This is a genomic window from Clostridium sp. JS66 (assembly GCF_033561535.1).
GTDB classification, from domain to species: domain Bacteria; phylum Bacillota; class Clostridia; order Clostridiales; family Clostridiaceae; genus Clostridium_AM; species Clostridium_AM carboxidivorans.
On the sequence record NZ_CP131467.1, the window covers coordinates 4463576 to 4487164 of the forward strand.

Below are 23589 nucleotides of genomic sequence, written 5' to 3' on the forward strand. Positions count from 1 at the left end.
CTAATTTATGCGGTAGTATTTATAGAAAATATCAACATCTTCAAATATTTGTAAATAGTTGTTTCGTAAAATCAAAAAAATGTGCGATAGCACTCTGGCTATCTTTTTCATATTCTGAACTGCTGCCGTAAGTAGGCATTGTTCAGAAACTTTTTTGATTCCACGCAAACGAGCATAGCGTAGACCATGAAGATTTTTTGAATCTGCAAAGCTACGCTCAATTTTTTCTTTTCGTCTATTATATATACTTTTTCCTTTTTCTGTCTTGGTAAACTTAAAAACTTCTTCTTTATAGTCCTCCCAAACATGGCGTCTAATAGTTCTAAAGCTTGCTTTATCTGAAGTTAAACATTTATCTCTATATTTACAGTTTGTACAATTATCTGAATTACTAACATATTCTTTATAGCCTTGTCTATTGGTTGTTTTATATTTTAATAGGTACTTATTTTCACAAACATAACCATCTAAATCTTTAACATACTGAAATCTATATTTTGTAAATTTGCCTTTAACGTGCGGTCCTAGTCTAAAGCCTAAAACGGCCTTATAACTTTTCTCAGAAAGTTTTTTACAAATTGGATTAGTTGAATAACCAGCATCAGCAACTACATATTTTGTGTGAAAATTAAACTTTTCTATTTGTGTTTTTAATCTATCAATATAAGGATCTACATCATTAATATTTCCTGGAGTTACGTAGACATCAGTTATTATATTGTATTTGCCATCTACTGTTCTATGATCCAAATAGAAGAAACCTTTCGGTTTACCTTCTCTAACCATGTATCCACTTTCAGGATCTGTAGTGCTTACTTTTATTTCTTTAGTTTCAGCTATTTTTTCTTTTTTTTTAAAGGTTTTTTTCCATGTTCTATTCTATCTTTATCAATATCTTTTTCCAGTTGTTCAAGATATCCTTTAGTTGACTGAGTAATTATTTCTTTAGTAAACTTATTTTTATTAGCGTTAGCTTTTAAGTGAGTTGAATCTGTGTATAAAATTTTACCATCTACTAATTTTTTATTTATAGCTTGAAGTACAATATTATCAAATATCTTTTGATATATATTGGTATCTTTAAATCTTGCTATTCTATTTTGACTTATAGTTGAATGACTTGGAATTTTATCTGTAAGATTATATCCCAAAAACCATCTATAAGCTACATTAACTTCAATATCTTTAACAAGCTGACGTTCTGAACGTATACCAAATAGATATCCAATAAAAAGCATTTTAAATAAGACTACTGGATCTACTGATGGCCTACCATTATTGTGACAATATAAATCTTTTATTAGTTCTCTTATAAAAGAAAAATCAATATATTTATCTATTTTTCTAAGGATATGGTTTTTGGGAACTAAATTTTCTATATAAACTAATTCTAATTCATTTTGTTTTTCTGAATTATTTGTAAGCATATATTACCTCCGTAAAAACCCTATCGGGTTAATTTTATCTATATTATATATTCGACATTTATACAGAAAATCCTTTTTGAATCAAAAAAATCCCTATCGGGCAAAAAATTAAAAGAGCTGCTGACAAAATATGTTTATCAACAGCCTGTAAAAAATCCTATAATTTAAATTATAGGATTTTTTACATATCTTATTAACAAAACTCTTTCTTACTTTACTTTGTTAATTGATCTATTAATGCTTGAATTTTATGCTCACACCTTTTTCCATTACAAGATCCAGTACCAGCACCTGTAATTTTTTTAACTTCTTCAACAGAAGTGGCACCACTATTTATTGCATTCTTGATAGAGGCTCTTGATATAGCCTTGCATAAGCACACTTTAGTAAGTTTATCTTTAATTTTTTCATTTAAATTTTGTTCCATTGAAGTATCTCCTTTAAACATTTAATATATATTTTTACATATCCAAACTTTTACCTGCACCAAGAACAACACACTGAAGAGGGTTTTCTGCAATATATGAAGGTATATTTAATTCGCTATATATAAGTTTATCTAAGCCTTTTAGAAGTGCTCCTCCGCCTGAAAGCATTATACCCTTGTCCATTATATCTGCTGCAAGCTCTGGTGGAGTTTGTTCAATGGTGGCTTTAATTGCTTCAATTATTAAAGCTACAGGCTCTTTCAAAACTTCTCGTATTTCACTATCTATGATAGTGACAGCCTTCGGAAGTCCAGTTGCCAAATCTATTCCTCTTATCTCCATATTTCTTTCTTCTTCATCTACATAGACAGAACCTAGTTCTATTTTAATTTTCTCTGCTGTTCTTTCTCCTATAATTAGATTAAACTTTCTTTTTACATAATCAATAATTGTTTCGTCTAACTCATCTCCTGCAACTCTTAATGTTTTACTTGTAACAATTCCCTGAAGAGAAATGACTGCTATCTCTGTAGTACCTCCTCCTATATCAATAATCATGTTACCAACTGGCTCATTCACAGGTAATCCTGCTCCTATAGCAGCAGCTACAGATTCTTCAACCAGCATAATCTTACGTACACCCATTTGATTTATTACTTCATTAATAGCCTTCTTTTCAACCTCAGTAATTCCTGAAGGATGGGAAATTGCAATTTTGGAACTTTTAAAAACACCTTTACCATTAATCTTTTCAATAAACTTTTTTAACATTTGCTGTGTCAAATCAAAGTTAGCAATTACCCCATCCTTTAAGGGTCGAATAGTTTCAATGCCTTTTGGCGTTCTTCCTATCATATCCTTAGCATCTGCGCCAACTGCTAAAACTTGTCTATTTGTAGTATTTATAGCTACTACTGAAGGCTCTTCTAATATAACACCTTCTCCTTTTACATACAATAAAGTATTTGATGTTCCTAAATCTATTCCTATATCCTTAGACTTTATAAAAAATCTCATCAAAATTCTCCTTTCAAATTTACAATAGATCTTTCTTTTTTAGATGCTATTGATGATAATATGTAGAAAAATAGACTTCTATTTTTCATGAAGTCTTCCTAAGATTACTTTTTTTACAGTATATATCTTCATTTGTCTGCTTTCAACGTACAAATAATTCACATTATTACATCAACTGGATTATATTCAATTATATTTTAATAATTTCATTATAATTACAAATAGGAGAATTAATTAATATAAAATACTTTTACAGATTCTAATATATTTTTTTGTCTACCCCCTTAAAAATTAAAATGTATGCCGTATATATCTATGAAAACAATATAATAAACAATTTCGAGGAGGAATAATACACATGAAAAAGATAGCATTATTTGTAACAGCTCTAGCTGTATCATTAAGTATAGGGGGAGGAGTAGCTTTAGCAGACACTAGCACTGCAACATTTACAGATAAAGCAGGTATAACACCTGACAATACTGTATTATATTCTATTGATAAAACTTTAGATAACTTAAAAATCAGTATGGCTTCTGGAGATGATAAAAAGGCTGAAGCCTTAGCAGATGTAGCAGAAGAAAGACTTGGTGAAAGTGAATTAATGACTGATAAGAAAAACACTGATCTTTCATCTAAAACATTAAATGAATATAATGATAAAATCACTGAAGCTCAAGACAAAATAGATGATGCTGTAGATAAAGCATCTACTAACACTACTGATGATGCTGACAAATTAGAAAAACTAGAAAAATTAAAAACATCAATAACAAATACACAAATGAAATCTATAGAAGTCTTAAAAAGTATAGAAAACAAAGTTTCTGGAAATGCCAAGGTAACTTTGGCACAAGTCATAGAAATGCAAACAAGAAAAAAGGAAGCCATAATAGCAGCTGCTAAAGAAAAACAAATATTACTTCAAGCTAAAAAATCATTAAAAGAAGCTGAAACTAAATTAGATCAAGCTAAAAAAGCTGGTGATGAGCAGGCAATAAAAGCTGCTGAAGATGCTTTAAAACAAGCTCAAACAGCTCTAGCTGCTGAAAATGAAAAATTCACTAAAGCAATTGCAGTAAAAAAAGAAGCCATGAAAGGTGGAGTTGGTCAACTAAAAAAACAAGCTAAAAAGGAACAAACTAAGGATACATCAAATTCCACAAATAATACTACTTCAGAAGATACTAGTACAACACCTGAACCTACTACAACTAATGAAAATACAAGTACCACTACTAACACTACTGATAATACTACTAACACTACTACTCAAGGTACTGCTAACAGCAATACCACTGTTACAACAACTGATGCTAAGGCTACAACTAGCACTGAAACCAATGTAAAAGTAAAAGAAAATAAAGGTCAGGAGATTAAAAATAGTAAAGAAACTGATGTAAAAGAAAATCAAGGCCATAATAAAGAAAATAATTCAGCAAATAAACATAATTCTAATCATTAAAAACTATAATAAATAGACAATAAGTGATATGACCAATCTATCATATTTACTACACAATTTTTAGGACTCAATCTGAACTTTAATTATTATACATTTTTAAGGGAAGTTAGTTAACTTCCCTTAATGAATTTTATATAATAATTTTACTTTTAAATGTTAAATTTATCCACTAATAAATTTAGTCCACTAGCAAGATTTTCTAGTTCTCCTGCTGCCTTTACTACCTTTTCAAGCCCTGACTCTTGCTCTTAAACAGAAGCATTTACCTCTTCTGTAGTTGCTGCTATTTCTTGAGATACAGAATTTACATTTTGTATTTGCGATAAAACTGAATCCTTATGCTTATTCATTTGCTTCAACGAACTGTCTACAGTTAGAACACTTTCCTCTAATTTATCTATGGAATTATATATTTTTTTAAAGGTTTCATTTGTTAATCCCATAGCCTCATCAACATTTTTACCAAGTACGACTGTGTTCTCCATTTTATTTAAAAGCTGGCTTATATTTTCCTTTATTTCAGTTATAACCTTACTTATTCTAAGCGCAGATTCTTCAGATTGTTCTGCTAAATCTTTAACTTCACCGGCAACTACAGCAAAGCCTTTTCCTGCTTCTCCTGCACGTGCTGCTTCAATACTAGCATTTAAAGCCAAAAGATTTGTCTGCTCTGTTATTGACGTTATAGTTTCTGTTATAATACTAATTTCATTAGACTTTTCAGACAATCTTTTTATTTGCTTAGCCACATCTCTATTGGATTTAGCAGTTGCTTCGAAACTACTACTTATTATTGTTACAATATACTATTATAATACAAAGCCAAAAATTTTTATACAATATATTTGTATTTCCAAACAAATTATGCTTAATTGAGTTTTCTGCTGGCATTATTTACACTATATACATGCCATAAAAACTCGCCTATATTCAAAATATATAAATGAAGGTAGGTGATTTTTTTGAAAAAGAAGTTAATTACATTAAGTACATTCCTATTTCTACTGCTGGGATGTGGTAAAGTTCATGCTGAAAATGCAACTTATACTGTAGTTCCAGGAGATAGTATGTGGAAAATTGCAGTAAAGTTTGAAGTTGGTTTAAGTGAAATTATATCTTTAAACCCTCAAGTTAAAAATCCTGCTATGATTATACCAGGACAAAAGCTTACTATACCAAATATTCAAGATATAAAAACTATCGAGAATAAAGTTATATCCTTGGTAAATGCAGAAAGATCAAAGGTTGGTTTGCAGCCTTTTAAAACTAATTGGGAACTTTCAAGAATTGCAAGATATAAGTCTCAGGATATGATAAATAAAAATTACTTTTCACATACATCACCAACTTATGGTTCTCCATTTAATATGATAGAAAATTTTGGCATAAAGTTTTCTGCAGCTGGTGAAAATATAGCTATGGGTCAAAGAACTGCTGAAGAAGTTATGAATTCCTGGATGAATTCTCCAGGCCATAGAAGTAATATTTTAAACCCTTCCTATAATGAAATAGGTGTAGGACTAGCAAAAAATGCAAATGGTCAATGTTATTGGACTCAAATGTTCATAAAACCTATGTACTAATTAAATACTCAACTTTCACAAATTGAAATCTATTCAAACTGTGAAAGTTGAGTTATAAATATGATTTTTAACTACATACTTTCATCATTACATCTAAAATTACATCATCAGTATTAGACATTCCTTCATTAGATACTCTTCCTAAATTTTGAATTGTCTTCTCTGCTGACTTATCTAGTATTCCATCATTACATGGTATGAATATATTTTTCATTGCCATTTTAGCTGCATCTAATGCTGCTGTTACTGATATTGAAAGCTTATAAGAGCATCCTATTTTAGCTCCATCACAAATCATACCTGTAATACCTGCAGACATATTCTTAATTGCTCCTTCTATTTGTTTTAAGCTTCCACCCCACAAGTAAGTAAGTCCTGCTGCTGCACCTACTCCTGCAGCTACACCACAACCACATACTGGTGATAATGCTCCTGTATAACTTTTTATATAAACAGTTACTAAATGGCTTAAAGCTACAGCTCTAACTATTTTTTCTCTTTCTATTTTTTCACCTTCTCCTATAACTGCTATAGGAAGTATAGCTACTAATCCATGATTTCCACTTCCTGCACTGCTCATAACAGGTAAAGGATGTCCTGTCATTCTAGCTTCTGAAGCTGCTGAAGTTATAGCTTTAGCATAAGCTTCTAAATTTTCTTTGCCTTCATTAAGCATGTTTCCAATACCTATTCCTAGGTTATATTTTAAATCGTCTTCACCAACCCTTTTATTCATTACTATTCCTTCATTTATAAACTCTATTTCACTATAATCTACTGTATCTACAAATTCCTTCATGTCAGCTACCGTAAATTCTCGTATTCTATCTCTCAAAGAAGGTTTTGCAGCTTCTTCCTTTTCATCCTTTTTAGAAATGCATTCACCATTTTTCTCTACCAATACTACATTTAGATGTGTTTTCTTTATAACTACTCTTGAAGTATTATTTTTCCCCTTAGCTGATATTTCAATATAAAGGCCTGAAACATCTTTCTTTAAATGTAAATTGATCATTTTTTTATCTATTAATTTTAATGCTTCATCCAAGCTTTCATTTGTAACTTCCTTTAAAACTTCAAGTTTATATTCTGATTTTCCTACAATTAAAGCTAATGCAGCTGCAACCACATTACCCTTTTCACTAGTTCCTGGTATTCCTACTTCTTTTCCATTTTTTAAAATATTTCTATCTACATAAATATCTAGTGATTCTACCTGTTCTCCCAGTACTTCTTTAGCCATAGCTGCAGCATAAGCAACGGCAGTTGGTTCTGTGCATCCAAGAGCTGGTACCACTTGATCTTTTAAAATGCTTACTAATAATTCATCATTTTTCATACTAAAATACCTCCTAATGTTTATGCTTATATGCTAAGCAAATACCATGCCATACTTTTTTTATTTATTAAAAAATATGACAATTGGGCATTTTCAACATTTAGGAGATATTAATTTATATATTTTTAAATCTTTACACTATTTATTTTCGCAAAAATAAGAATTAAAAATACCACAATTTCTTTATTACCTTAAATTTAATTGAAATGAAATTCGAATTTATCTAAATAATTAGTCAATTTGCTCTAAGCATTGTGAATTCTGAAATATTAAAATATTATACTTATCATTTCTCAAAAATGATAATAAATTATTGTTTTTGAGAAGAATTATTTATTCTTCTAATTTTCTATACAATGTTGCAGTACTTATTTTTAACTTTTTTGCTATCATTTTTTTTGAATCCGTGTCACATCCATAATACTCTATAAATTTACTTATTATTTTCTTCTCATATTCATCTACCATTTCCTTAAGTCCTCTATTTTCTATAGATAAATCTTTATCTCCTGTCATTCTCTTTCTAATTGTTTCTACAGTTATATATTGAGAATTTTCAAAGTTAATGGCATACTCAATCAAATTTTGTAATTCTCTTACATTTCCTGGCCACAAATATGTTATTAAAGCATTTCGAGCTGATTCTGAAAAGCCTTTTATTTCTTTATTATATATTTTATTATACCTATTTAAGAAGTACATAGACAGTTTTAAAATATCCGAAGGTCTTTCTCTTAATGCAGGAATATTTATAGGTATAACATTTAACCTATAAAACAAATCCCTTCTAAATTCATTTCTTTCTACCATTTTATATAAATTTTTATGAGTAGCCGCTACAATTCTAGGATTAACTTTTATGGTATTTATTCCTCCTACTCTAATAAGCTCTTTGTCTTCAAGTACTCTTAAAAGCTTAACCTGCATATGAAGTGGAAGATCTCCTATTTCATCTAAAAATATAGTTCCATCTTTAGCTATTTCAAACTTTCCCATTTTACCATTGGTGTTAGCTCCAGTAAAAGCTCCCTTTTCATATCCAAATAGTTCACTTTCCACTAAACTATCTGGTATTGCTCCACAATTTATAGCCATAAATATTTCATTTTTTCTTTCACTTTCAAAATGAATAGCTCTTGCAAAAAGCTCTTTACCAGTACCGCTTTCCCCTAAAAGCAACACGGGTACATTTTGTTTTGCTATATGCCTTGCCTGCTCCTTCACACTGGCAAATACACTGCTGTCACCAATAACATTCTCAAAAGTAAATACAGAATGATTTCCACTGATTTTCAATACGGATTGCTGCAATTTATTAAAATCTTTGAAGGTTATTACAGCTCCTGAAATTTTATTATTTACTTTTATTGATTTACAAGTTACAAGAAAATTATATCTTAAGCTTCCTTTACTTACCCCTACAGATTCTTCCTCTAATGAATACTTTGCTTTGACAAATTTATTTACATACTTATTTGGAAGTATGTAATTTATGTTTTTTCCAATTATATCTGAAAATTTTATATTAAATTTATCTACAATATATGTATTTAAATTTAATATCTTGTTTTCTTTATCTATTATAATTATTCCTTCATTTACAGAGTTAATTACAGTTAAAAGCTCCTTTGACTTATATTCCAGTTTGTTATTAAAAGTTTTTTCTCTCATTCTAGATGATATAAGTTCCCCTAATCTCTTCTCAAAATCTTTATAAATATCCTGTTTTTCTAGAAAAGCTTCCTTTTGTTCATCTTGAAAAATAATCATACCTATAACGGCTTCTACTTTATCTTCAATTATGATTGGAAAACAAATTTCTGCTTTTTCATCACATTCTTCCCTGAAACTACATATTGTACATTCACTACACAACTTAGGATTTTCAATAAAATAAGGCTTACCTGTGATAATACATTTTTGAAACACAGAATTCTCAGGTCCTTGAAATCCAATTTTAGCTTTAAATTTTCCCGTTCCTGCTATTCGCAATAGGTTTTTATCCATAATAGTTATATCAATGCCAATTACAGCCTTTATGGTTTCAGCAATTTCTTGAAGCTCATCTTTAATTTGGCCCATCATAAGATTTCCCACCTCCTAACAGCATAATTTATGTACTTTGAGAATACCTAATATTTATAAATAGTATAACACTTATTTTAAACAAAAATAAGCTATTGGAATATGTGTATCTTGACTAAAAAATCAAGATACCAATATCCAATAGCTCAAACATTCATTATTTAATTCACTTTATTTGTATATATCATATCCAAACCACTTCATTGAAAGTTTTGAAAGAGTTCCATCCTTCTTTAATTCATCTAAAGCTTTTTGCAATGCATCTTTAAGTTCTTTATTTTCCTTTTTAACACCTATTCCTTCTGGCTCTTTAGTTAATTTTTCAGTAAGTATTTTGTAAGTTCCAGCTTCCTTCTTAGTATAATATCCTCCAACTTGACCATCAACTATTAAAGCATCTACTCTTCCTATTGATAAGTCATGAAAAGCTTCTGTTACTTTATCATATTTTTTAACTTCTTTAGCTCCTTCAATTTTATTAGCTGCTTGTTCTCCTGTTGATCCTAATTGAGCTGCTAGTGTTTTTCCTTTTAAATCTGCCTTTCCTTGGATAGTGCTGCTATTTTTAACTACAATTATCTGACCACCATCTATATAAGGTCCTACAAAATCTATTTCCTTCTTTCTTTCATCTGTAATACTCATAGCTGCTATTATGGCATCAAATTTTCCTGATTTAAGTGCTAATACTATTCCATTAAAATCTGTAGTTACAGGTTCATATTTAACACCTAATTTTTTAGCCAATTCTTTTCCCATATCTATATCAAAACCAGCTAATTCATTTTTCTCATCTCTAAATTCCATTGGTGGATAAGAATCATCCAATCCTATCTTTAAAACCCCTGCATCCTTTACTTTTTGAAGAGAATTGTCTGTTTTTTGAGTAGTGGATGTACCACTGTTAGATTTTCCGCATCCTGCAAATAAGGACATAGTCATTACTGCTGTTAAAACTAATGCTGATATTTTTTTCATATTCATAATTTGTATCCTCCCTTGAAATGTATTATCATAATAAATTCTTTACTAAATATATTTTTTACTTTTTATATACATCATATCCAAACCATTTTATTGAAAGTTTTGAAAGAGTTCCATCCTGTTTTAGTTCATCTAAAGCTTTTTGTAATTTTTCTTTAAGCTCTTTATCTTCTTTTTTAATTCCTATTCCTTCTGGTTCTTTAGTTAGCTTTTCACCTAAAATTTTAAAAGCATCGCCATCTTTTTTATTATAGTATCCGCCAACTTGACCATCCATAATTACAGCTTCAACTCTTCCTATAGCTAAATCATGAAAAGCTTCAGTACCTTTATCATATTTTTTAAGTTCCTTGATTCCTTGAATCTTATTAGCTGCTTGCTCTCCAGTAGAACCAAGCTGACAACCTACAGTTTTACCTTTTAAATCTGCTGATGATTTTATATCATTATTAGATTTTTTAACAGCTATTATCTGTCCACCTTCAAGATAAGGACCTGCAAAATCAATTTCCTTTTTTCTTTCCTCTGTCATACTTAATGAAGAAAGTATCATATTAAACTTTCCTGATTTAAGTGCTAAAATTATGCCATTCCAATCTGTTGGCATATATTCTACTTTTACCCCAAGTTTTTTTCCTATTTCATTTCCAAGGTCTATATCAAACCCTACTAAATTGTTCTTTTCATCTCTAAATTCCATTGGTGGATAGGAATCATCTAATCCTACCTTCAACGTACCTGCATCTTTTATTTTTTGAAATGAATTATCTTTGCTAGTGTCATTGCTTTTAGTACTTCCATTACTGCTGCCACATCCAGCTAATAGTGATACTAAAACAGCTATTATAATAAGTACTGCTGATTTCTTTTTCATGTAAATGCCCCCCAATATTTATTTTTTATAATTATACAATTATTTTTATAATTATGCAATACATTTCTTAAACTTTTGTTAAAAAATATAAAAAAATAAGCTGATACGTAATATCAGCCAATTCATAAAAAATTAATTAATGTATAAAATAGTCAACTATGAGAAAGCTTTATTTAAATTCCTTTTGGAATAAAAGCCACGTTATAATTTATAGATGCATTTTTTAAAAGAGGTTTATCTACAGTTACATGTTTTACTTCTTCTAAATTTTTAGCAGAAAATATAACTGTTCCTCCCTTTCTATTATAAAATCCTCCACCTATCAAATACTTATTTCCACTTACTCTTCCATTATTAACCCTAGTTCCACCAGGTTTAACTTCTTCTTTTTCAGATTCTACTGATGTATAATTAATCCTTACAAAAACATTATATTTATCCATAATCAATCCCCCTATTTTTTCATTGGGTAATTTTTTTAAAATTAAATTTCTTTTATGTTTATATTATATCGAACACTTGTTCGATAGTCAAGTTTTTTATCGCTATCTAAAATTTTTAGTGTTATATTACTGTAACTATTTAATTTATATAAAGATTTACTAAAAATATACCAATTAACAGTTTTATAAATTAATCATATTAAAAGTCTGTCACAAACATGTTACAATTTAATATATTTTTTTATAAGGTAAGTTGCAAATTGAGCTAGTATACAATAATATCTATTTTTGATAAAATGAATTTATATTAATTTTAGGGGGTTTTTTTTATGTTTGGTACTATAGTGAATTTCCTTGCCATTATAGTTGGAAGTATTGTTGGAATGGTTTTAAAAAAAGGTATATCTGAAAAAATAAGCACTACAATAATACATGGTTTATCCTTGTGTACTATTTTTATAGGAATTTCTGGTGCAATAAAAGCATCTAATTTTATTCTTATTATAATATCTATTGCATTGGGGGCTCTTATAGGAGAATTAGTAGATATTGATAAGAGAATTGAAAGTTTAGGAAATGCCATAGAAAATAAGTTTAAGGGAAAGGGATCAAATATATCACAGGGTTTTGTAACTTCAAGTTTATTATTTTGTGTAGGTTCTATGGCCATAGTAGGAGCCTTAGAAAGCGGCTTATCAGGTAACTATAAAATACTTTTTGCAAAATCAATACTAGATGGTACAGTTTCTATTATTTTTGCATCTTCTCTTGGACTTGGAGTACTTCTTTCATCATTTTCAGTACTAATTTATCAAGGCAGCATAACCATTGCAGCTTCTTTTTTAAAGCCACTTTTAACGCAATCAATAATTACAGACATGACTGCAGTTGGAAGTATTCTTATTATGGGATTAGGTTTTAACATGCTTAACATGACTAAAATAAAGGTAGCAAATTTGCTTCCTGCAGTTTTTATTCCAATTATTTATCAAATCATTATGAATGTAATAAAATAAGTACTATGTAATAGGCTGTTGCACTACATACCTCAATTTTTGCACATGCAATTTTATCTAATATAACTATAAAATGTGACGCAAAAATACAGTAGAAGTTTGGATTTTTCTAAATGCATTATAATCTTAAATGAATAGCAGCATAATTTTAATAAGAAAGATTTTTATATATTCTATTTTCTAAAAATTCAAGCATAGTAATCTTGTTTCGTTTTCCTATCCATTTCTACATACTAGTACAACTTTTTATAGGTTGTACTTTTATTTTCATATATATCAAATGTATCAATAGAACTGCTAAAAAATCAATTATATACCTAACAAACATAAATTATGCTATGAACTCTACTATTAGATCGCACAATTATTCTATAAATAATTATTCTGTAATGCAAAACATGATAAATATGAAATAATCATGGTAGTTGAATATCAAACAGTTATTATGTATAATTATGAAATATTACATTTATTTAAACTATTATTATAAATCTAATGCGTCATTTTCAACACACATAATTTGTAAAATATATTAAATTATCAAGGAAATTATTCAAAAATTATCACATGGATAATATAACTTCAAATTGGCATATAATTTGACAAAAATCTTATTCAGTAATAATATAATTTACATGACATCATCCGGGTGAACGTTAAATATATAAAAGGAGTTACAACAATGAAAAGTATTGACGAAATAAAAAAAGCAGTATGCAAAGCTATTGATGATAATTCAGAAAAAATAATAGACTTTGCAAAACAAGTTGGACAAAATCCAGAACTAGGATTTAAAGAAAAGAAAACAGCAGAAAGAGTAGCAAACTTTTTTAGTGAAATAGGCTTGAGTTGTAAAGAAGGACTTGCTTTAACTGGAGTAAAAGCAAAGTTAAAGAATAAGAGCAATGGAATAAATGTAGCCATACTAGGAGAATTAGATGCAGTTATATGCAAAGATCACAAAGATGCAGATAAAACAACTGGAGCTGCTCATGCTTGTGGTCATAATCTACAACTAGCTACAATGATTGGTTCCGCTGTAGGATTAAAGTTATCTGGTGTAGAAGATAATTTGGATGGAAATGTGACCTTTATGGCAGTGCCAGCAGAAGAGTGTATTGAGGTTGCTTATAGACAAAAGCTTAAGGATGAAGGAAAAATTCATTTCTTTGGTGGAAAACAGGAATTAATCTCCTTAGGAGAATTTGATGATGTTAACATAGCGATGATGATGCATTCTTCAAAAAATACTCCTGAACCAGCAGTAGGTATAGGAGAATCAAGCAATGGATTTTTAGCTAAGACAATTCAATATGTAGGCAAAACAGCTCATGCTGCAGAAGCCCCTCATGAAGGTGTAAATGCTTTAAATGCTGCAATGCTTGGTTTAATGGGAGTAAATGCTTTAAGAGAAACCTTTAGAGATGAAGATTCTATTAGAGTGCATCCTATAATTACAAAAGGTGGAGATGTGGTAAACAGCGTTCCTGATGATGTAAGAGTTGAAACTTATGTTAGAGCTAAAACTGTAAAAGCAATGAATGAAACAAATGAAAAAGTTGATAGAGCCTTAATGGCAGGTGGATATGCAATAGGCGCTGAAACTATCATAAAAACTATTCCTGGTTATTTACCTCTTCGCTGTTCTATACCTTTAAACAATTTATTTAAAGAAAATTGTAAAGAATTTTTACCAGAAGATAAAATTTTAAATCCGGGACATTTCAATGCTTCTACTGATATGGGAGATGTTTCTCACTTAATACCTACTATACACCCTTATGTTGGTGGCGTTAGTGGATGTCTTCATGCAAAAGATTTTAAAGTTGAAGATTACTATGCTGCATGTATTTTACCAGCAAAATTCTTTGCTATGACAGTAGTAGATTTGCTAGTTAATAATGCTAAAAATGCTAAAAATGTTATTGATGATTTTAAGCCTGTATTCTCAAAAGAAGAGTATGTAAAAGCAATGGATCAGTACTATAAATAAAAGCAAGGAGGAAAAACAAATGAAAAATTGGAAGATTCACGTTATAGCACTTATATTAGTAATTATAGCAGAAGCAATTGGAACAATAAAATTTAAAATTGGTCCTGGTATTGTAGTACTATTGCCAATGCTTTATGCTTTATTTTTCGGAATTATGTTAAGTCCTAAATTTTTAAAAGTAGTAAATGATAAAGATATGCTTAGTGCAAAAGGAATGATCACTATTTCTCTAATGCTCCTAATGGCAAGATATGGGACAACAATAGGACCTACTTTACCTAAAATTATAAAATCAAGTCCAGCATTATTCTTTCAAGAATTTGGACACTTAGGATCAGTAATCTGTGTTGTACCTATTGCAGTTTTAATTGGATTAAAGCGAGAAACTATAGGTGCAGGTCATTCTATAGGTCGTGAGCCTAATGTAGCCTTAATTAGTGATTTGTATGGATTAGATGGTCCAGAAGGTCAAGGTGTTATGGGTGTATATATTTGTGGAACAGTTTTAGGCACTATTTTTTATGGAATACTTGCTAGTTTGTTTGCAGCATATTTACCATTTCATCCTTATGCTTTAGCTATGGCATCAGGGGTTGGAAGTGCAAGCATGATGACCGCAGCAGTAGGTTCCCTATCTGCTATGTTTCCTAGTATGAAAGATACCATTGTAGCCTATGGTGCTGCTGGTAACATGTTCTCAGGACTTTGCGGAGTATATATTTCACTATGGATTGCAATACCATTTACAGAATGGGCATATAAGAAGTTATATTTTATAAAATATAAAAAACCTGCATCAGAAGATGAACAAATGGTAAAGAAGGAGGCGTAAACATGAAACTAAAGAATTCCATTTTCATTTTAGTTTTAATAGGAATATTATCTCTAGTAGGAAATTTAATAGGTTATAAAACTAGTATACTAGCAAGTATACCAGGTATGTTGATTTTAGTTGGAATTTCTATTGCAGGAATTTTGCTTGCAAAAATTATTCCAGTAAAAATACCTGCAGTTGCATATGTAGTTACTTTAGGATGTATTATTACATATCCTGCTGTACCAGGTTCCGCTATTATAAATTCATATATTAGTAAAGTTAACTTTTTAGCATTAACAACTCCTATTTTAGCCTATGTAGGTATATCCATAGGAAATGACCTAGAATCCTTTGCTAAATCAGGCTGGAGAATCATATTAGTATCCTGCCTCTCCTTTATAGGTACATTCTTAGGATCTTCTCTTGTTGCACAGCTTGTATTAAAGCTTACAGGACAAATTTAGTAATATAGCAAAACTGCCACATGACAATAGTGGCAGTTTTATTTTTATCTGGTGGCTGTCTACTGTAAACACTTCCACTTCTATCAAAGTGCTAGATAAAAATAGCCAAGCCTATAGATATTTTATCTAACCTAAGAACCTCCAATCACAACATCAACCATGATACTGCATCTAAAATATTTTCTGCTATATAATCTGGCTGTATACTAGACCATTTACTTCTATACTTTCCCAATGCTTCATTTCCTGCACCTGTCATAACTAATATTTTGTTTGTTCCAGCATTGCTACCTGCCAACATATCACTCCATCTATCACCAATCACAATACATCTTTTCAAATCAATATTGTATTCGTTTGAAGCTCTTATTAATAATTCAGAACTTGGCTTTCTACAAGAACATTTTTTATCTTCACTATGTGGACATATATATGCCTTGTCAAACCCAAACCCTAACAATTCCCTTTCAAAATCTTGTATTGTGCTTTCCCCTCTTGAAATTCCTGGTTGATTTGTAAATGCAAAAATCTTTATACCTAAACTTTTTAAAAGTTTTATAGCTTCTTTTGCAAAGGGATATAATTTAAATTCACCTGGATAAACTACCGAACATCCTCCTCCAATAGTTCCATCTCTATCAATAAATACTGCATCTATAATATCCTTCATTTTTATTCTCCCTATGAATAATTATTATAAATATTTTTTAAATCCTTTTACAACATCGTTGCAATATCCTATAGATTCATAAAATTTATGAGCACCTTTTCTATTAAAAGCTGACACTAACATTGTAAAATAACAATCTTCTCTTCTAGCAATACCTTCGATAAAACTCATTAGTAATTTTCCAATTCCCATTCTCCTACAGTTATTTTTTACTATTACATTTTCAATGACCATAAATGGCTTGCAATCACCACCAAGATCCTGACAAATAATACCTAATAACGAACCAACTAGATTGTTGTTATCATCCTTTGCCCCAATCAATACATAGTTCTTATCTGAATTAATCAATGCAAACTTATCTCTGAACTTTTCAAAGTTTGCTTTTTTCCCTAAGAGTTCCTCATATAAATTGGATAAATCATTTAAATCATCATATGTTACCCTACCTATAGTAATCAAGTTTGTTTCACATCCTTTTCTCAATTCTCATCTCACAATATATTATAATTTAGAACTTTACATTTTTTATTGCTTTTACTGCTATAGATATTGAAAAAAGTGCTTTTATGTAATACTTACAAAATCTTTCTAATAATCTATATAAATTATTTATATAAATATGCCCCCTATGTTATCAACTAATAAAGGATTTATTGATCTAATAGTAATGTTTTCTGAAATAAAAAAATAGGGCTATATAAATAGTCCTATCTTCGCATGTAATTTCAAATAAAATCATATAAACTTGTAATACATTTCTCCAGTTATATCCTTAAACCCATATTTTTCATATAATTTTCTACCGTCATCAGTTGAATTTAAAGTAACCTTCGTATAACCTAATTTTTTTGCATATTCCATAATATTAATTAGAAGTTTGTTTCCTATACCCTTATTTCTATATTTCGGAACAGTATACATATCTGTAATTAATGCCCTTTTTCCATCTAAGTTGAAAAGTGACGGAGAAATATTATATAAACACATAATACTCATTGCAACAATACTTTCGTTTTCCTCATCTAAAAATGCTACAACCTTTTCATTTAGTAAATTTTCATTATAATAACATTTTAACACTTGTAAATACTTTTCCCAATTGTAATTTTCAGTATTCTTTTTTGCTTCTTTGAGCAATTGTATTCTTAACTTTACAATACTATCTATATCATTAATGGTTGCTGTCCGTATCATCTATATTCCTCCTATAAAAATTCATGTTAATCAACAAAGAAATTTATATACTACATCAAAAGTATATCATATTATAAAAACACTGCAAAATTCAAAGAATAATACAGTGTTTTTATAAAACAATATAGGCTTTTGGGCATTTTTTACTACCTTATATTTTATAAACTATAATTTAAATTCATAAATTTCTTTCTTCAATTGTTCTGATAAATTACTTAAAGTCTCACAAGATGAAGCAATTTCCTGCATAGCTGCTGTCTGCTGTTCAACTGCTGCAGATACACTTTCAAATTCAGCTGCTGTCATTCCACATACTTTATCTACATTATTTACTGACATAACAACATGTTCACTGCCATCGGAAATTTCATCCAGTGATAAAGATATTTCTTTTACACGATTTACTAGATCATTAACCATATCTGAAATTTTACCAAATTCTCCACCTGCAGAATTAACACGAGTGATTCCTTCATCTACATTGCTAATTGCATCTTTAATTGATGTAACCATATGATTGATGTTTTTGTAGTTTTTTTCTACTAACGCTGCAACTTGCTTAGCAGCCTGATCGGATTGTTCAGCCAATTCTCTAACTTCATCTGCAACAACAGCAAATCCTTTCCCTGATTCTCCAGCTCTAGCAGCTTCAATTGCAGCATTCAATGCAAGTAAATTAGTTTGTCCTGCAATGTTTGAAATCATTTCCACTATTTTACCAATTTGCTTTGAACTATCTTCCATTTCATTTGATGCTAATTGTGCTTGCTTGGCTGACTTACTTACACTATCCATTTGTTTAACAGCCTCATCAATAGATCGTTGCCCAAATCCAGTTGCTTTGGCAGCTTCATCTGCAATACTTACCACTTTACTTGTATTGTCTGCAACATTTTTTATACTATTTGACATTTTTTCTACCACAGATACCACTTCATTAACTGATTTTACTTGATTTTCAGTTTGTCCAACAAGGTGTGTTACAGAAGATGCAACACTAGTAGATGCTTCTGCACATTGCTTGGAACTTTCATTGAATCTTTCTGCTGACTGTGCAACCTCCTCAGTTGAATTACTAACACTCAAAATTAAAGAACGTAATTTTAATCTCATATTTGAAAAGCTGCGAATTAAATTACTAATTTCATCCTTATCATAATCATTTACTTTATATTCATTATAAATTTTTAAATCACCAGATGATATCTTTTCTGCCATTTTTTCTATATTTTTTATAGGTTTCACAAAGCTAATTGTAATAGCTAAAATAATAGCTGCTACTAAAATTAATCCCATAAGGCCAGAAACTATAGAATGTAATGCTAAATTATCTATACTTTTAAATAACTCTTTTTCTGGAGCAAATATTACAAATTTCCATCCAGTAGATCCGATGGATGAAGACGATATCAACACTTTTTCACCATTTAAATCTCCATTCTGAATACTTGCCTTATTACTCACTATTGCAGATGCATAATTTTTTAAACTGCCATTATTAACTTTTGAAATATTATCTTTTAGGCTAAATTTAGGATGATAAATAAAATTACCTTTTTCATCTAAAATTGCTACATATCCAGTATTTCCAACCTTAAAATTCTTTGCCAATTCACGTATTTTACTAATATCAATATCTACTCCGGCAACTCCAACCATTTGACCATTACGAGTAATTTTCTTACTTATATCTACTGTTAGTGTTTTGTCAGTAGTCTCAAAAATTGGTGTATATGCAATATCATTTGAGTCTTTTGCAAGAGTATACCATACACGAGTTGTGGGATTATATCCTGCAGGCTTTTCCTTTTCCGTTATACCTTTCGAATCAGCACATGTTTTATTCTCATATCCATCAAATACTGAGTTTACACCAGAAATACTTGCCTTTAATTGCTTAAAAAGAGCAATACGTTCTGTTGGGGCCATTTCTTTTTCACTTAAAAATTTATCAGTTACTGCAAGCAATGTTTCCTTTTCCTTTAATAATTGGGTTATTTGTCCACTGCCATTTTCTGACAAGCTGGTAGCTGTTGCTACTATTTGCGCATTTAAGGCATTTCGAGATTCCCAATAAGCATATGTACAAATTCCAATAACAATAACAAACATGGGTAATAATAGAGCCAATAACATTTTTGTCTTCATATTCATTTTCTTCCACATAACGCAATACCCCCTAAGTTTTTTTAATTCTAATAATACATTTTTAGTATTATCAAAATTTTCATCTTTTTCTATATTATCAACATTATATCTAATAGTTTCGCTATTTGTCTACATTATTTTAAATTTATTCGACATTTTTTTATTTCAAGTTAAATTGTATTCTACATAATTTTATAAATAATAAAAAAATGAAACTATATTAAATTATAGTTTCATTTTTATGGATTTTTTAGGTTTTATCATAAATTTTCAATTATTTATTTTCATACTTAAGTATTAAATCCACATTAGCTTTTTCCACTGAACTTAATTCTTCATCACTACCTTTAAAAGCAGTATTAGGCTTGTACCACGTTTTATTATTAAAATAAGTTTTGAATGGTTCTGTTTGAAATACAAAACCATGTCTTGCATATATTTCATTCCTTGCTATAGCCAAATTTTCTTTACTTAAAGAACTTACTTGATCATCTGTAAGTTTTGTACTTCCACTATTAGAAAGCATATATTCATCAGATTTACTATTAGTATTTGCAGCATTGTTCTTATCTTTACTGTTGTCCTTTGATTTATCTGTGCTTTCACTAGAATTTGACGTACTGTTTCCATCAGTTGATGTACTGCTGCTGTTTCCAACTGTATTTGTAGTTGATGCCTGAGGTTTTGAAGGTGTATTATTTTTAGAGTAAAAATAATACGCACCAAAACCTACAGCTAAAATAACTAATCCTATTAGTACGCCTGTCATTACTGACTTTAAAGTACCTTCATTTGAATGATTATAATTTTCTTCTTGTTCTATTCTATTTGGTACTTCTCTTATTTTAGGTATTACTTGAGTGTATTCATTATTATAATTACTTTTTTCTCTAATACTGTCATGATTACCAGCTATCTTTTGTGGTGAACCACATTTAGTACAAAACTTAACTTCATCTGATAATCTTGTACCACATTTTACACAATAATGCATTATAAAAAATTCCTCCTCTATATATCTTCTAATGATTATAACATCAAGTGATTCTTAAACTCAAGTGGAATTTATTTACGAGAACTACTTATTACCAGATCAGATGCTGGTAAAATTATATACTTCACTTTTAAAAAACTGCTGACAAAAATATCAGCAGTTTTTATTTTATAATATATATTATTTAGTCTCTTGTATACTTTCCATTTGATAACCATTTTTTGCTTCATTGTACTTAAATGTATAAGTATATTTGAAGGTTTTAATTGAAGAACTTCCATTTTGATATATATTGTATACCTCTTCTGTATTTATGGTACCAGATTTATTATCGTCACTTAATTTATAAGATAGTACATTAAATGACTTAATCTCTTCTTTTATTCCATTGCCATAAGTCGTAGGAATATAACCTTTTTGTTCATCATAAATTTGACTTCCTGGATATAAAAAATCTTCTAACATGTAAAAACTATTAGTATTTACTGCCCTTGTGAAATAATAAGTATACCAATACACTAAATTATGAACTTGATTTTCTTGATTTCTTATTAAACCTTCAGCTTGAGCAAAATTTAAATATACGTCTTTATCACTACTATCTACTGTTTCTTCATTACTTTTTAGCATTTTGCCATCCTTAGTAATGACACCATATATTTTTGTATTATTATCTAAAGGTCCAAAATTACCTGCATCTGCAACTTTAGTTCCTGTATCCTTGCCGTTTACAAAAATTTTTGCATCCGGGTAATCACTTTTCACTTTTACATAATTAAGATTTGTAAAGGTTTCTATATTGACTTTATCACTACTGCCATCCATAAAATTAATATCATGTGGATCACTTAAAGAAGTGTATTTTCCTTTATAATTTGCTAAAAGAGTATATTTTCCTGGTATAAATGGTCCAAATTCTTTGCTAAAGTTATCTGAATCACTTTTCCCAATTTCCGTACCATTTAATGAAAAAACTACGTCTTTTATGCTTGTCTTAACTTGAATAAAACTTGGCTTTACAGCTATTTTATAATTAGAAAAAAATAAAAATTTCTTTCCTGCATATGTGAGAGTTAAAACAGGTCTGCCGCTGCCATTCATTCCAGTTAAAGCTTTAGTTTGGCTTGCATTTGCAGCATCCTTTTTTAAACCATTTACTACTGTATTTAAATAAGAAGGATTATCCTTAAAATAAGTTAGTAATGGTGTAACTGTCTTGTCGTTTATTTCCAATCTATTGTCATCACAATAAAGTGTACTAACAAGATCTCCTTTGTTTCCAGAGGCAACAGCATTTTCAAACTTCAAAACTACCTTAGAAGGATTCGACATTGAATTGCCAATTGCATATAAACCAATTAAGAGTACTACAACAATTGAAGCTATCACAATACCTATTCTGGTTTTCATAGAACTTCCAAAATTTCTTCTCACGTCATTAGGAGGAACTATAATTTCGTTATTATAATTATAATCATCTTCATCCATATATTCATCATTATCTGTAATTTTTTCATCTAATTTATCCTGATTTTCATTTAATGCAGTACCACATTTAGCACAAAATTTTTGTCCTTCTTCTAGCTTTTCACCACATTTTCTACAAAAACTCATTTTTCCACCTCTATCCTAACTATTTTTAATATCTAATATTCTTCATAACATTGGTTGCAGACATTATTATATCGGATATATTGGAAGATAAAAATTTCTGTAAACACATTAAAATCACAATAAGAGCTGCCAAAAATGATACTGCAACTATAAATACTGAATGATTTTCATCTATAAATAATTCTTCCCTAATAATTATAGATAAACTTGCTAGTGAAACTATTATACCGATTAAGAGTATACCTGCACCTACGTAAATCGACATGTAGGAACCCAAAATTGAAAGTACTTCAAAGTATAAAGTTGGTACTGAAATAATAAGTGCTATTTTATATATTGTAAATGGATCTCTTTTATCCTTTGATACAATATTAGTGCCCAAATATATAAATATAAAAAGTACTATAATTACGCCTAAAAACAACATACCATTTTGCAAAAATATTTTTCCATAAGGTATGTTTATAAGGGATTTAACCTTATTGATTTCAGTTGTTAAACCCATTATATCATTTGTACTTGGTACATTTCTCGATGAACCTGGCTGTATTAAATTCATTATTCCCGATATTTTTTGTACTAAATCTAAAGCTATGTTTTGAATTGTAGAAATAATTTGATTTACCTTCCATACTCCTAAAATTCCTTGAACAATTGCAAGAAATATTGTTAATCCAATAGCAGAAGATTTTTCACCATTTTCTACAAACTCTTTCCCCCCTAAAACAGGCTTAAATAGCATTTTAATTAAAATATCTCTTAAATTTAAAAAATTCACTTGATTTTTAAAGCTTGTATAAGAGCTATATGCTTCTTTTTGAGAATTAAAAAAAGTATCTTTTGGAACAAAATTTTGATTTTCATTAGATTGTATTTCTTCTTCTTGTAAGTCTTCAATTAGCTTTACACCACAATTAGTACAAAATACACTCCCATCTTCAACTTTTGATCCACATTGGTGACAATAACCCATGTTTATTCCTCCTTAAAATAATTTTGTGGACTTTTTCTTTTGTATTTTTTTCTTTGTT

22 protein-coding genes are annotated in these 23589 nt (G+C 29.4%); 6 read left to right on the forward strand and 16 right to left on the reverse strand.

Going from position 1 to position 23589, the window contains the following annotated elements; translation table 11 throughout:
* From Q6H37_RS20720 to Q6H37_RS20730, 3 genes are all read right to left on the reverse strand, one after another.
* A protein-coding gene (locus Q6H37_RS20720; protein WP_412523864.1) for an IS1182 family transposase occupies positions 1-1427 on the reverse strand; the annotation gives its coding sequence in 2 pieces (ribosomal slippage) (positions 1-839 and positions 839-1427; 1428 coding nt in all).
* Positions 1428-1641: 214 nt separating this feature from the next.
* Positions 1642-1854, reverse strand: coding sequence for a (2Fe-2S)-binding protein (locus Q6H37_RS20725; RefSeq protein ID WP_048029854.1), 213 nt, complete (start codon positions 1852-1854; stop codon positions 1642-1644).
* A 34-nt stretch (positions 1855-1888) separates the two neighbouring features.
* The gene (locus tag Q6H37_RS20730; protein WP_318736091.1) at positions 1889-2872 is read right to left on the reverse strand and encodes a rod shape-determining protein; all 984 of its coding nucleotides are present in this window, start codon (positions 2870-2872) and stop codon (positions 1889-1891) included.
* 358 nt (positions 2873-3230) lie between these two features.
* Between Q6H37_RS20730 and Q6H37_RS20735 the strand changes: the two genes are divergently transcribed.
* Positions 3231-4337: a DUF5667 domain-containing protein gene (locus Q6H37_RS20735; protein ID WP_318736094.1), complete on the forward strand. Its 1107-nt coding sequence runs from the start codon at positions 3231-3233 to the stop codon at positions 4335-4337.
* A gap of 248 nt (positions 4338-4585) precedes the next feature.
* Here Q6H37_RS20735 and Q6H37_RS20740 read toward each other — a convergent pair whose 3' ends face one another.
* The gene (locus Q6H37_RS20740; RefSeq protein ID WP_318743092.1) at positions 4586-5140 is read right to left on the reverse strand and encodes a methyl-accepting chemotaxis protein; all 555 of its coding nucleotides are present in this window, start codon (positions 5138-5140) and stop codon (positions 4586-4588) included.
* A gap of 159 nt (positions 5141-5299) precedes the next feature.
* Between Q6H37_RS20740 and safA the strand changes: the two genes are divergently transcribed.
* Entirely contained in the window at positions 5300-5920 is a 621-nt protein-coding gene (safA, locus tag Q6H37_RS20745; RefSeq protein WP_318736095.1) for a SafA/ExsA family spore coat assembly protein, read from the forward strand.
* A gap of 67 nt (positions 5921-5987) precedes the next feature.
* On the opposite strand, the gene Q6H37_RS20750 is transcribed toward safA, so the two are convergent.
* From Q6H37_RS20750 to Q6H37_RS20770, 5 genes are all read right to left on the reverse strand, one after another.
* Positions 5988-7259: a serine dehydratase subunit alpha family protein gene (locus tag Q6H37_RS20750; protein WP_318736098.1), complete on the reverse strand. Its 1272-nt coding sequence runs from the start codon at positions 7257-7259 to the stop codon at positions 5988-5990.
* 333 nt (positions 7260-7592) lie between these two features.
* On the reverse strand, positions 7593-9344 hold the full coding sequence (locus tag Q6H37_RS20755; RefSeq protein WP_318736100.1) for a sigma 54-interacting transcriptional regulator: 1752 nt from the start codon (positions 9342-9344) through the stop codon (positions 7593-7595).
* A 171-nt stretch (positions 9345-9515) separates the two neighbouring features.
* Positions 9516-10322 (reverse strand): ABC transporter substrate-binding protein, encoded by an 807-nt coding sequence (locus Q6H37_RS20760; RefSeq protein ID WP_412523946.1) that lies wholly within the window; start codon positions 10320-10322, stop codon positions 9516-9518.
* A gap of 64 nt (positions 10323-10386) precedes the next feature.
* Positions 10387-11202, reverse strand: a complete 816-nt coding sequence (locus Q6H37_RS20765) for an ABC transporter substrate-binding protein (protein ID WP_048029852.1) — start codon at positions 11200-11202, stop codon at positions 10387-10389.
* 173 nt (positions 11203-11375) lie between these two features.
* The gene (locus Q6H37_RS20770; RefSeq protein WP_007064131.1) at positions 11376-11645 is read right to left on the reverse strand and encodes a hypothetical protein; all 270 of its coding nucleotides are present in this window, start codon (positions 11643-11645) and stop codon (positions 11376-11378) included.
* 329 nt (positions 11646-11974) lie between these two features.
* On the opposite strand from Q6H37_RS20770, the gene Q6H37_RS20775 reads away from it, so the two are divergent.
* From Q6H37_RS20775 to Q6H37_RS20790, 4 genes are all read left to right on the forward strand, one after another.
* Positions 11975-12661 (forward strand): DUF554 domain-containing protein, encoded by a 687-nt coding sequence (locus Q6H37_RS20775; RefSeq protein WP_318736110.1) that lies wholly within the window; start codon positions 11975-11977, stop codon positions 12659-12661.
* A gap of 682 nt (positions 12662-13343) precedes the next feature.
* Entirely contained in the window at positions 13344-14654 is a 1311-nt protein-coding gene (locus Q6H37_RS20780) for an amidohydrolase (protein ID WP_318736112.1), read from the forward strand.
* 19 nt (positions 14655-14673) lie between these two features.
* Complete coding sequence (locus tag Q6H37_RS20785) at positions 14674-15486, forward strand: DUF3100 domain-containing protein (protein ID WP_318736114.1); 813 nt, start codon at positions 14674-14676, stop codon at positions 15484-15486.
* A 2-nt stretch (positions 15487-15488) separates the two neighbouring features.
* Positions 15489-15935 (forward strand): DUF340 domain-containing protein, encoded by a 447-nt coding sequence (locus Q6H37_RS20790; protein ID WP_318736117.1) that lies wholly within the window; start codon positions 15489-15491, stop codon positions 15933-15935.
* 145 nt (positions 15936-16080) lie between these two features.
* On the opposite strand, the gene Q6H37_RS20795 is transcribed toward Q6H37_RS20790, so the two are convergent.
* The 7 genes from Q6H37_RS20795 to Q6H37_RS20825 form a co-directional block, all read right to left on the reverse strand.
* Positions 16081-16605 carry an HAD-IIIA family hydrolase gene (locus Q6H37_RS20795; protein ID WP_318736119.1) on the reverse strand — a complete coding sequence of 175 codons (525 nt, stop codon included), beginning with the start codon at positions 16603-16605 and terminating at the stop codon, positions 16081-16083.
* Positions 16606-16629: 24 nt separating this feature from the next.
* A complete protein-coding gene (locus Q6H37_RS20800) occupies positions 16630-17091 on the reverse strand; it encodes a GNAT family N-acetyltransferase (RefSeq protein WP_318736121.1) in 462 nt (153 codons plus the stop codon).
* 252 nt (positions 17092-17343) lie between these two features.
* Positions 17344-17802 (reverse strand): GNAT family N-acetyltransferase, encoded by a 459-nt coding sequence (locus Q6H37_RS20805; RefSeq protein ID WP_318736124.1) that lies wholly within the window; start codon positions 17800-17802, stop codon positions 17344-17346.
* A gap of 165 nt (positions 17803-17967) precedes the next feature.
* Complete coding sequence (locus Q6H37_RS20810; RefSeq protein WP_318736125.1) at positions 17968-19968, reverse strand: methyl-accepting chemotaxis protein; 2001 nt, start codon at positions 19966-19968, stop codon at positions 17968-17970.
* A gap of 256 nt (positions 19969-20224) precedes the next feature.
* Positions 20225-20944 carry a YARHG domain-containing protein gene (locus Q6H37_RS20815; protein ID WP_318736127.1) on the reverse strand — a complete coding sequence of 240 codons (720 nt, stop codon included), beginning with the start codon at positions 20942-20944 and terminating at the stop codon, positions 20225-20227.
* Positions 20945-21124: 180 nt separating this feature from the next.
* Positions 21125-22558, reverse strand: coding sequence for a zinc ribbon domain-containing protein (locus Q6H37_RS20820; protein ID WP_318736129.1), 1434 nt, complete (start codon positions 22556-22558; stop codon positions 21125-21127).
* A gap of 25 nt (positions 22559-22583) precedes the next feature.
* Positions 22584-23531, reverse strand: coding sequence for a zinc ribbon domain-containing protein (locus tag Q6H37_RS20825; RefSeq protein ID WP_318736131.1), 948 nt, complete (start codon positions 23529-23531; stop codon positions 22584-22586).
* Between the last annotated feature and the right edge of the window lie 58 nt (positions 23532-23589).

Excerpts from the sequence above, each read along its gene's own strand:
- Q6H37_RS20755 (WP_318736100.1), bottom strand. The coding sequence starts at position 9,344 with ATGATGGGCCAAATTAAAGATGAGCTTCAAGAAATTGCTGAAACCATA.
- Q6H37_RS20760 (WP_412523946.1), bottom strand. The coding sequence starts at position 10,322 with ATGAAAAAAATATCAGCATTAGTTTTAACAGCAGTAATGACTATGTCC.
- Q6H37_RS20735 (WP_318736094.1), top strand. The coding sequence starts at position 3,231 with ATGAAAAAGATAGCATTATTTGTAACAGCTCTAGCTGTATCATTAAGT.
- Q6H37_RS20765 (WP_048029852.1), bottom strand. The coding sequence starts at position 11,202 with ATGAAAAAGAAATCAGCAGTACTTATTATAATAGCTGTTTTAGTATCA.
- Q6H37_RS20780 (WP_318736112.1), top strand. The coding sequence starts at position 13,344 with ATGAAAAGTATTGACGAAATAAAAAAAGCAGTATGCAAAGCTATTGAT.
- Q6H37_RS20725 (WP_048029854.1), bottom strand. The coding sequence starts at position 1,854 with ATGGAACAAAATTTAAATGAAAAAATTAAAGATAAACTTACTAAAGTG.
- Q6H37_RS20770 (WP_007064131.1), bottom strand. The coding sequence starts at position 11,645 with ATGGATAAATATAATGTTTTTGTAAGGATTAATTATACATCAGTAGAA.
- Q6H37_RS20820 (WP_318736129.1), bottom strand. The coding sequence starts at position 22,558 with ATGAGTTTTTGTAGAAAATGTGGTGAAAAGCTAGAAGAAGGACAAAAA.
- Q6H37_RS20815 (WP_318736127.1), bottom strand. The coding sequence starts at position 20,944 with ATGCATTATTGTGTAAAATGTGGTACAAGATTATCAGATGAAGTTAAG.
- Q6H37_RS20790 (WP_318736117.1), top strand. The coding sequence starts at position 15,489 with ATGAAACTAAAGAATTCCATTTTCATTTTAGTTTTAATAGGAATATTA.
- Q6H37_RS20785 (WP_318736114.1), top strand. The coding sequence starts at position 14,674 with ATGAAAAATTGGAAGATTCACGTTATAGCACTTATATTAGTAATTATA.
- Q6H37_RS20750 (WP_318736098.1), bottom strand. The coding sequence starts at position 7,259 with ATGAAAAATGATGAATTATTAGTAAGCATTTTAAAAGATCAAGTGGTA.
- Q6H37_RS20795 (WP_318736119.1), bottom strand. The coding sequence starts at position 16,605 with ATGAAGGATATTATAGATGCAGTATTTATTGATAGAGATGGAACTATT.
- Q6H37_RS20805 (WP_318736124.1), bottom strand. The coding sequence starts at position 17,802 with ATGATACGGACAGCAACCATTAATGATATAGATAGTATTGTAAAGTTA.
- Q6H37_RS20825 (WP_318736131.1), bottom strand. The coding sequence starts at position 23,531 with ATGGGTTATTGTCACCAATGTGGATCAAAAGTTGAAGATGGGAGTGTA.
- Q6H37_RS20730 (WP_318736091.1), bottom strand. The coding sequence starts at position 2,872 with ATGAGATTTTTTATAAAGTCTAAGGATATAGGAATAGATTTAGGAACA.
- Q6H37_RS20810 (WP_318736125.1), bottom strand. The coding sequence starts at position 19,968 with ATGTGGAAGAAAATGAATATGAAGACAAAAATGTTATTGGCTCTATTA.
- Q6H37_RS20775 (WP_318736110.1), top strand. The coding sequence starts at position 11,975 with ATGTTTGGTACTATAGTGAATTTCCTTGCCATTATAGTTGGAAGTATT.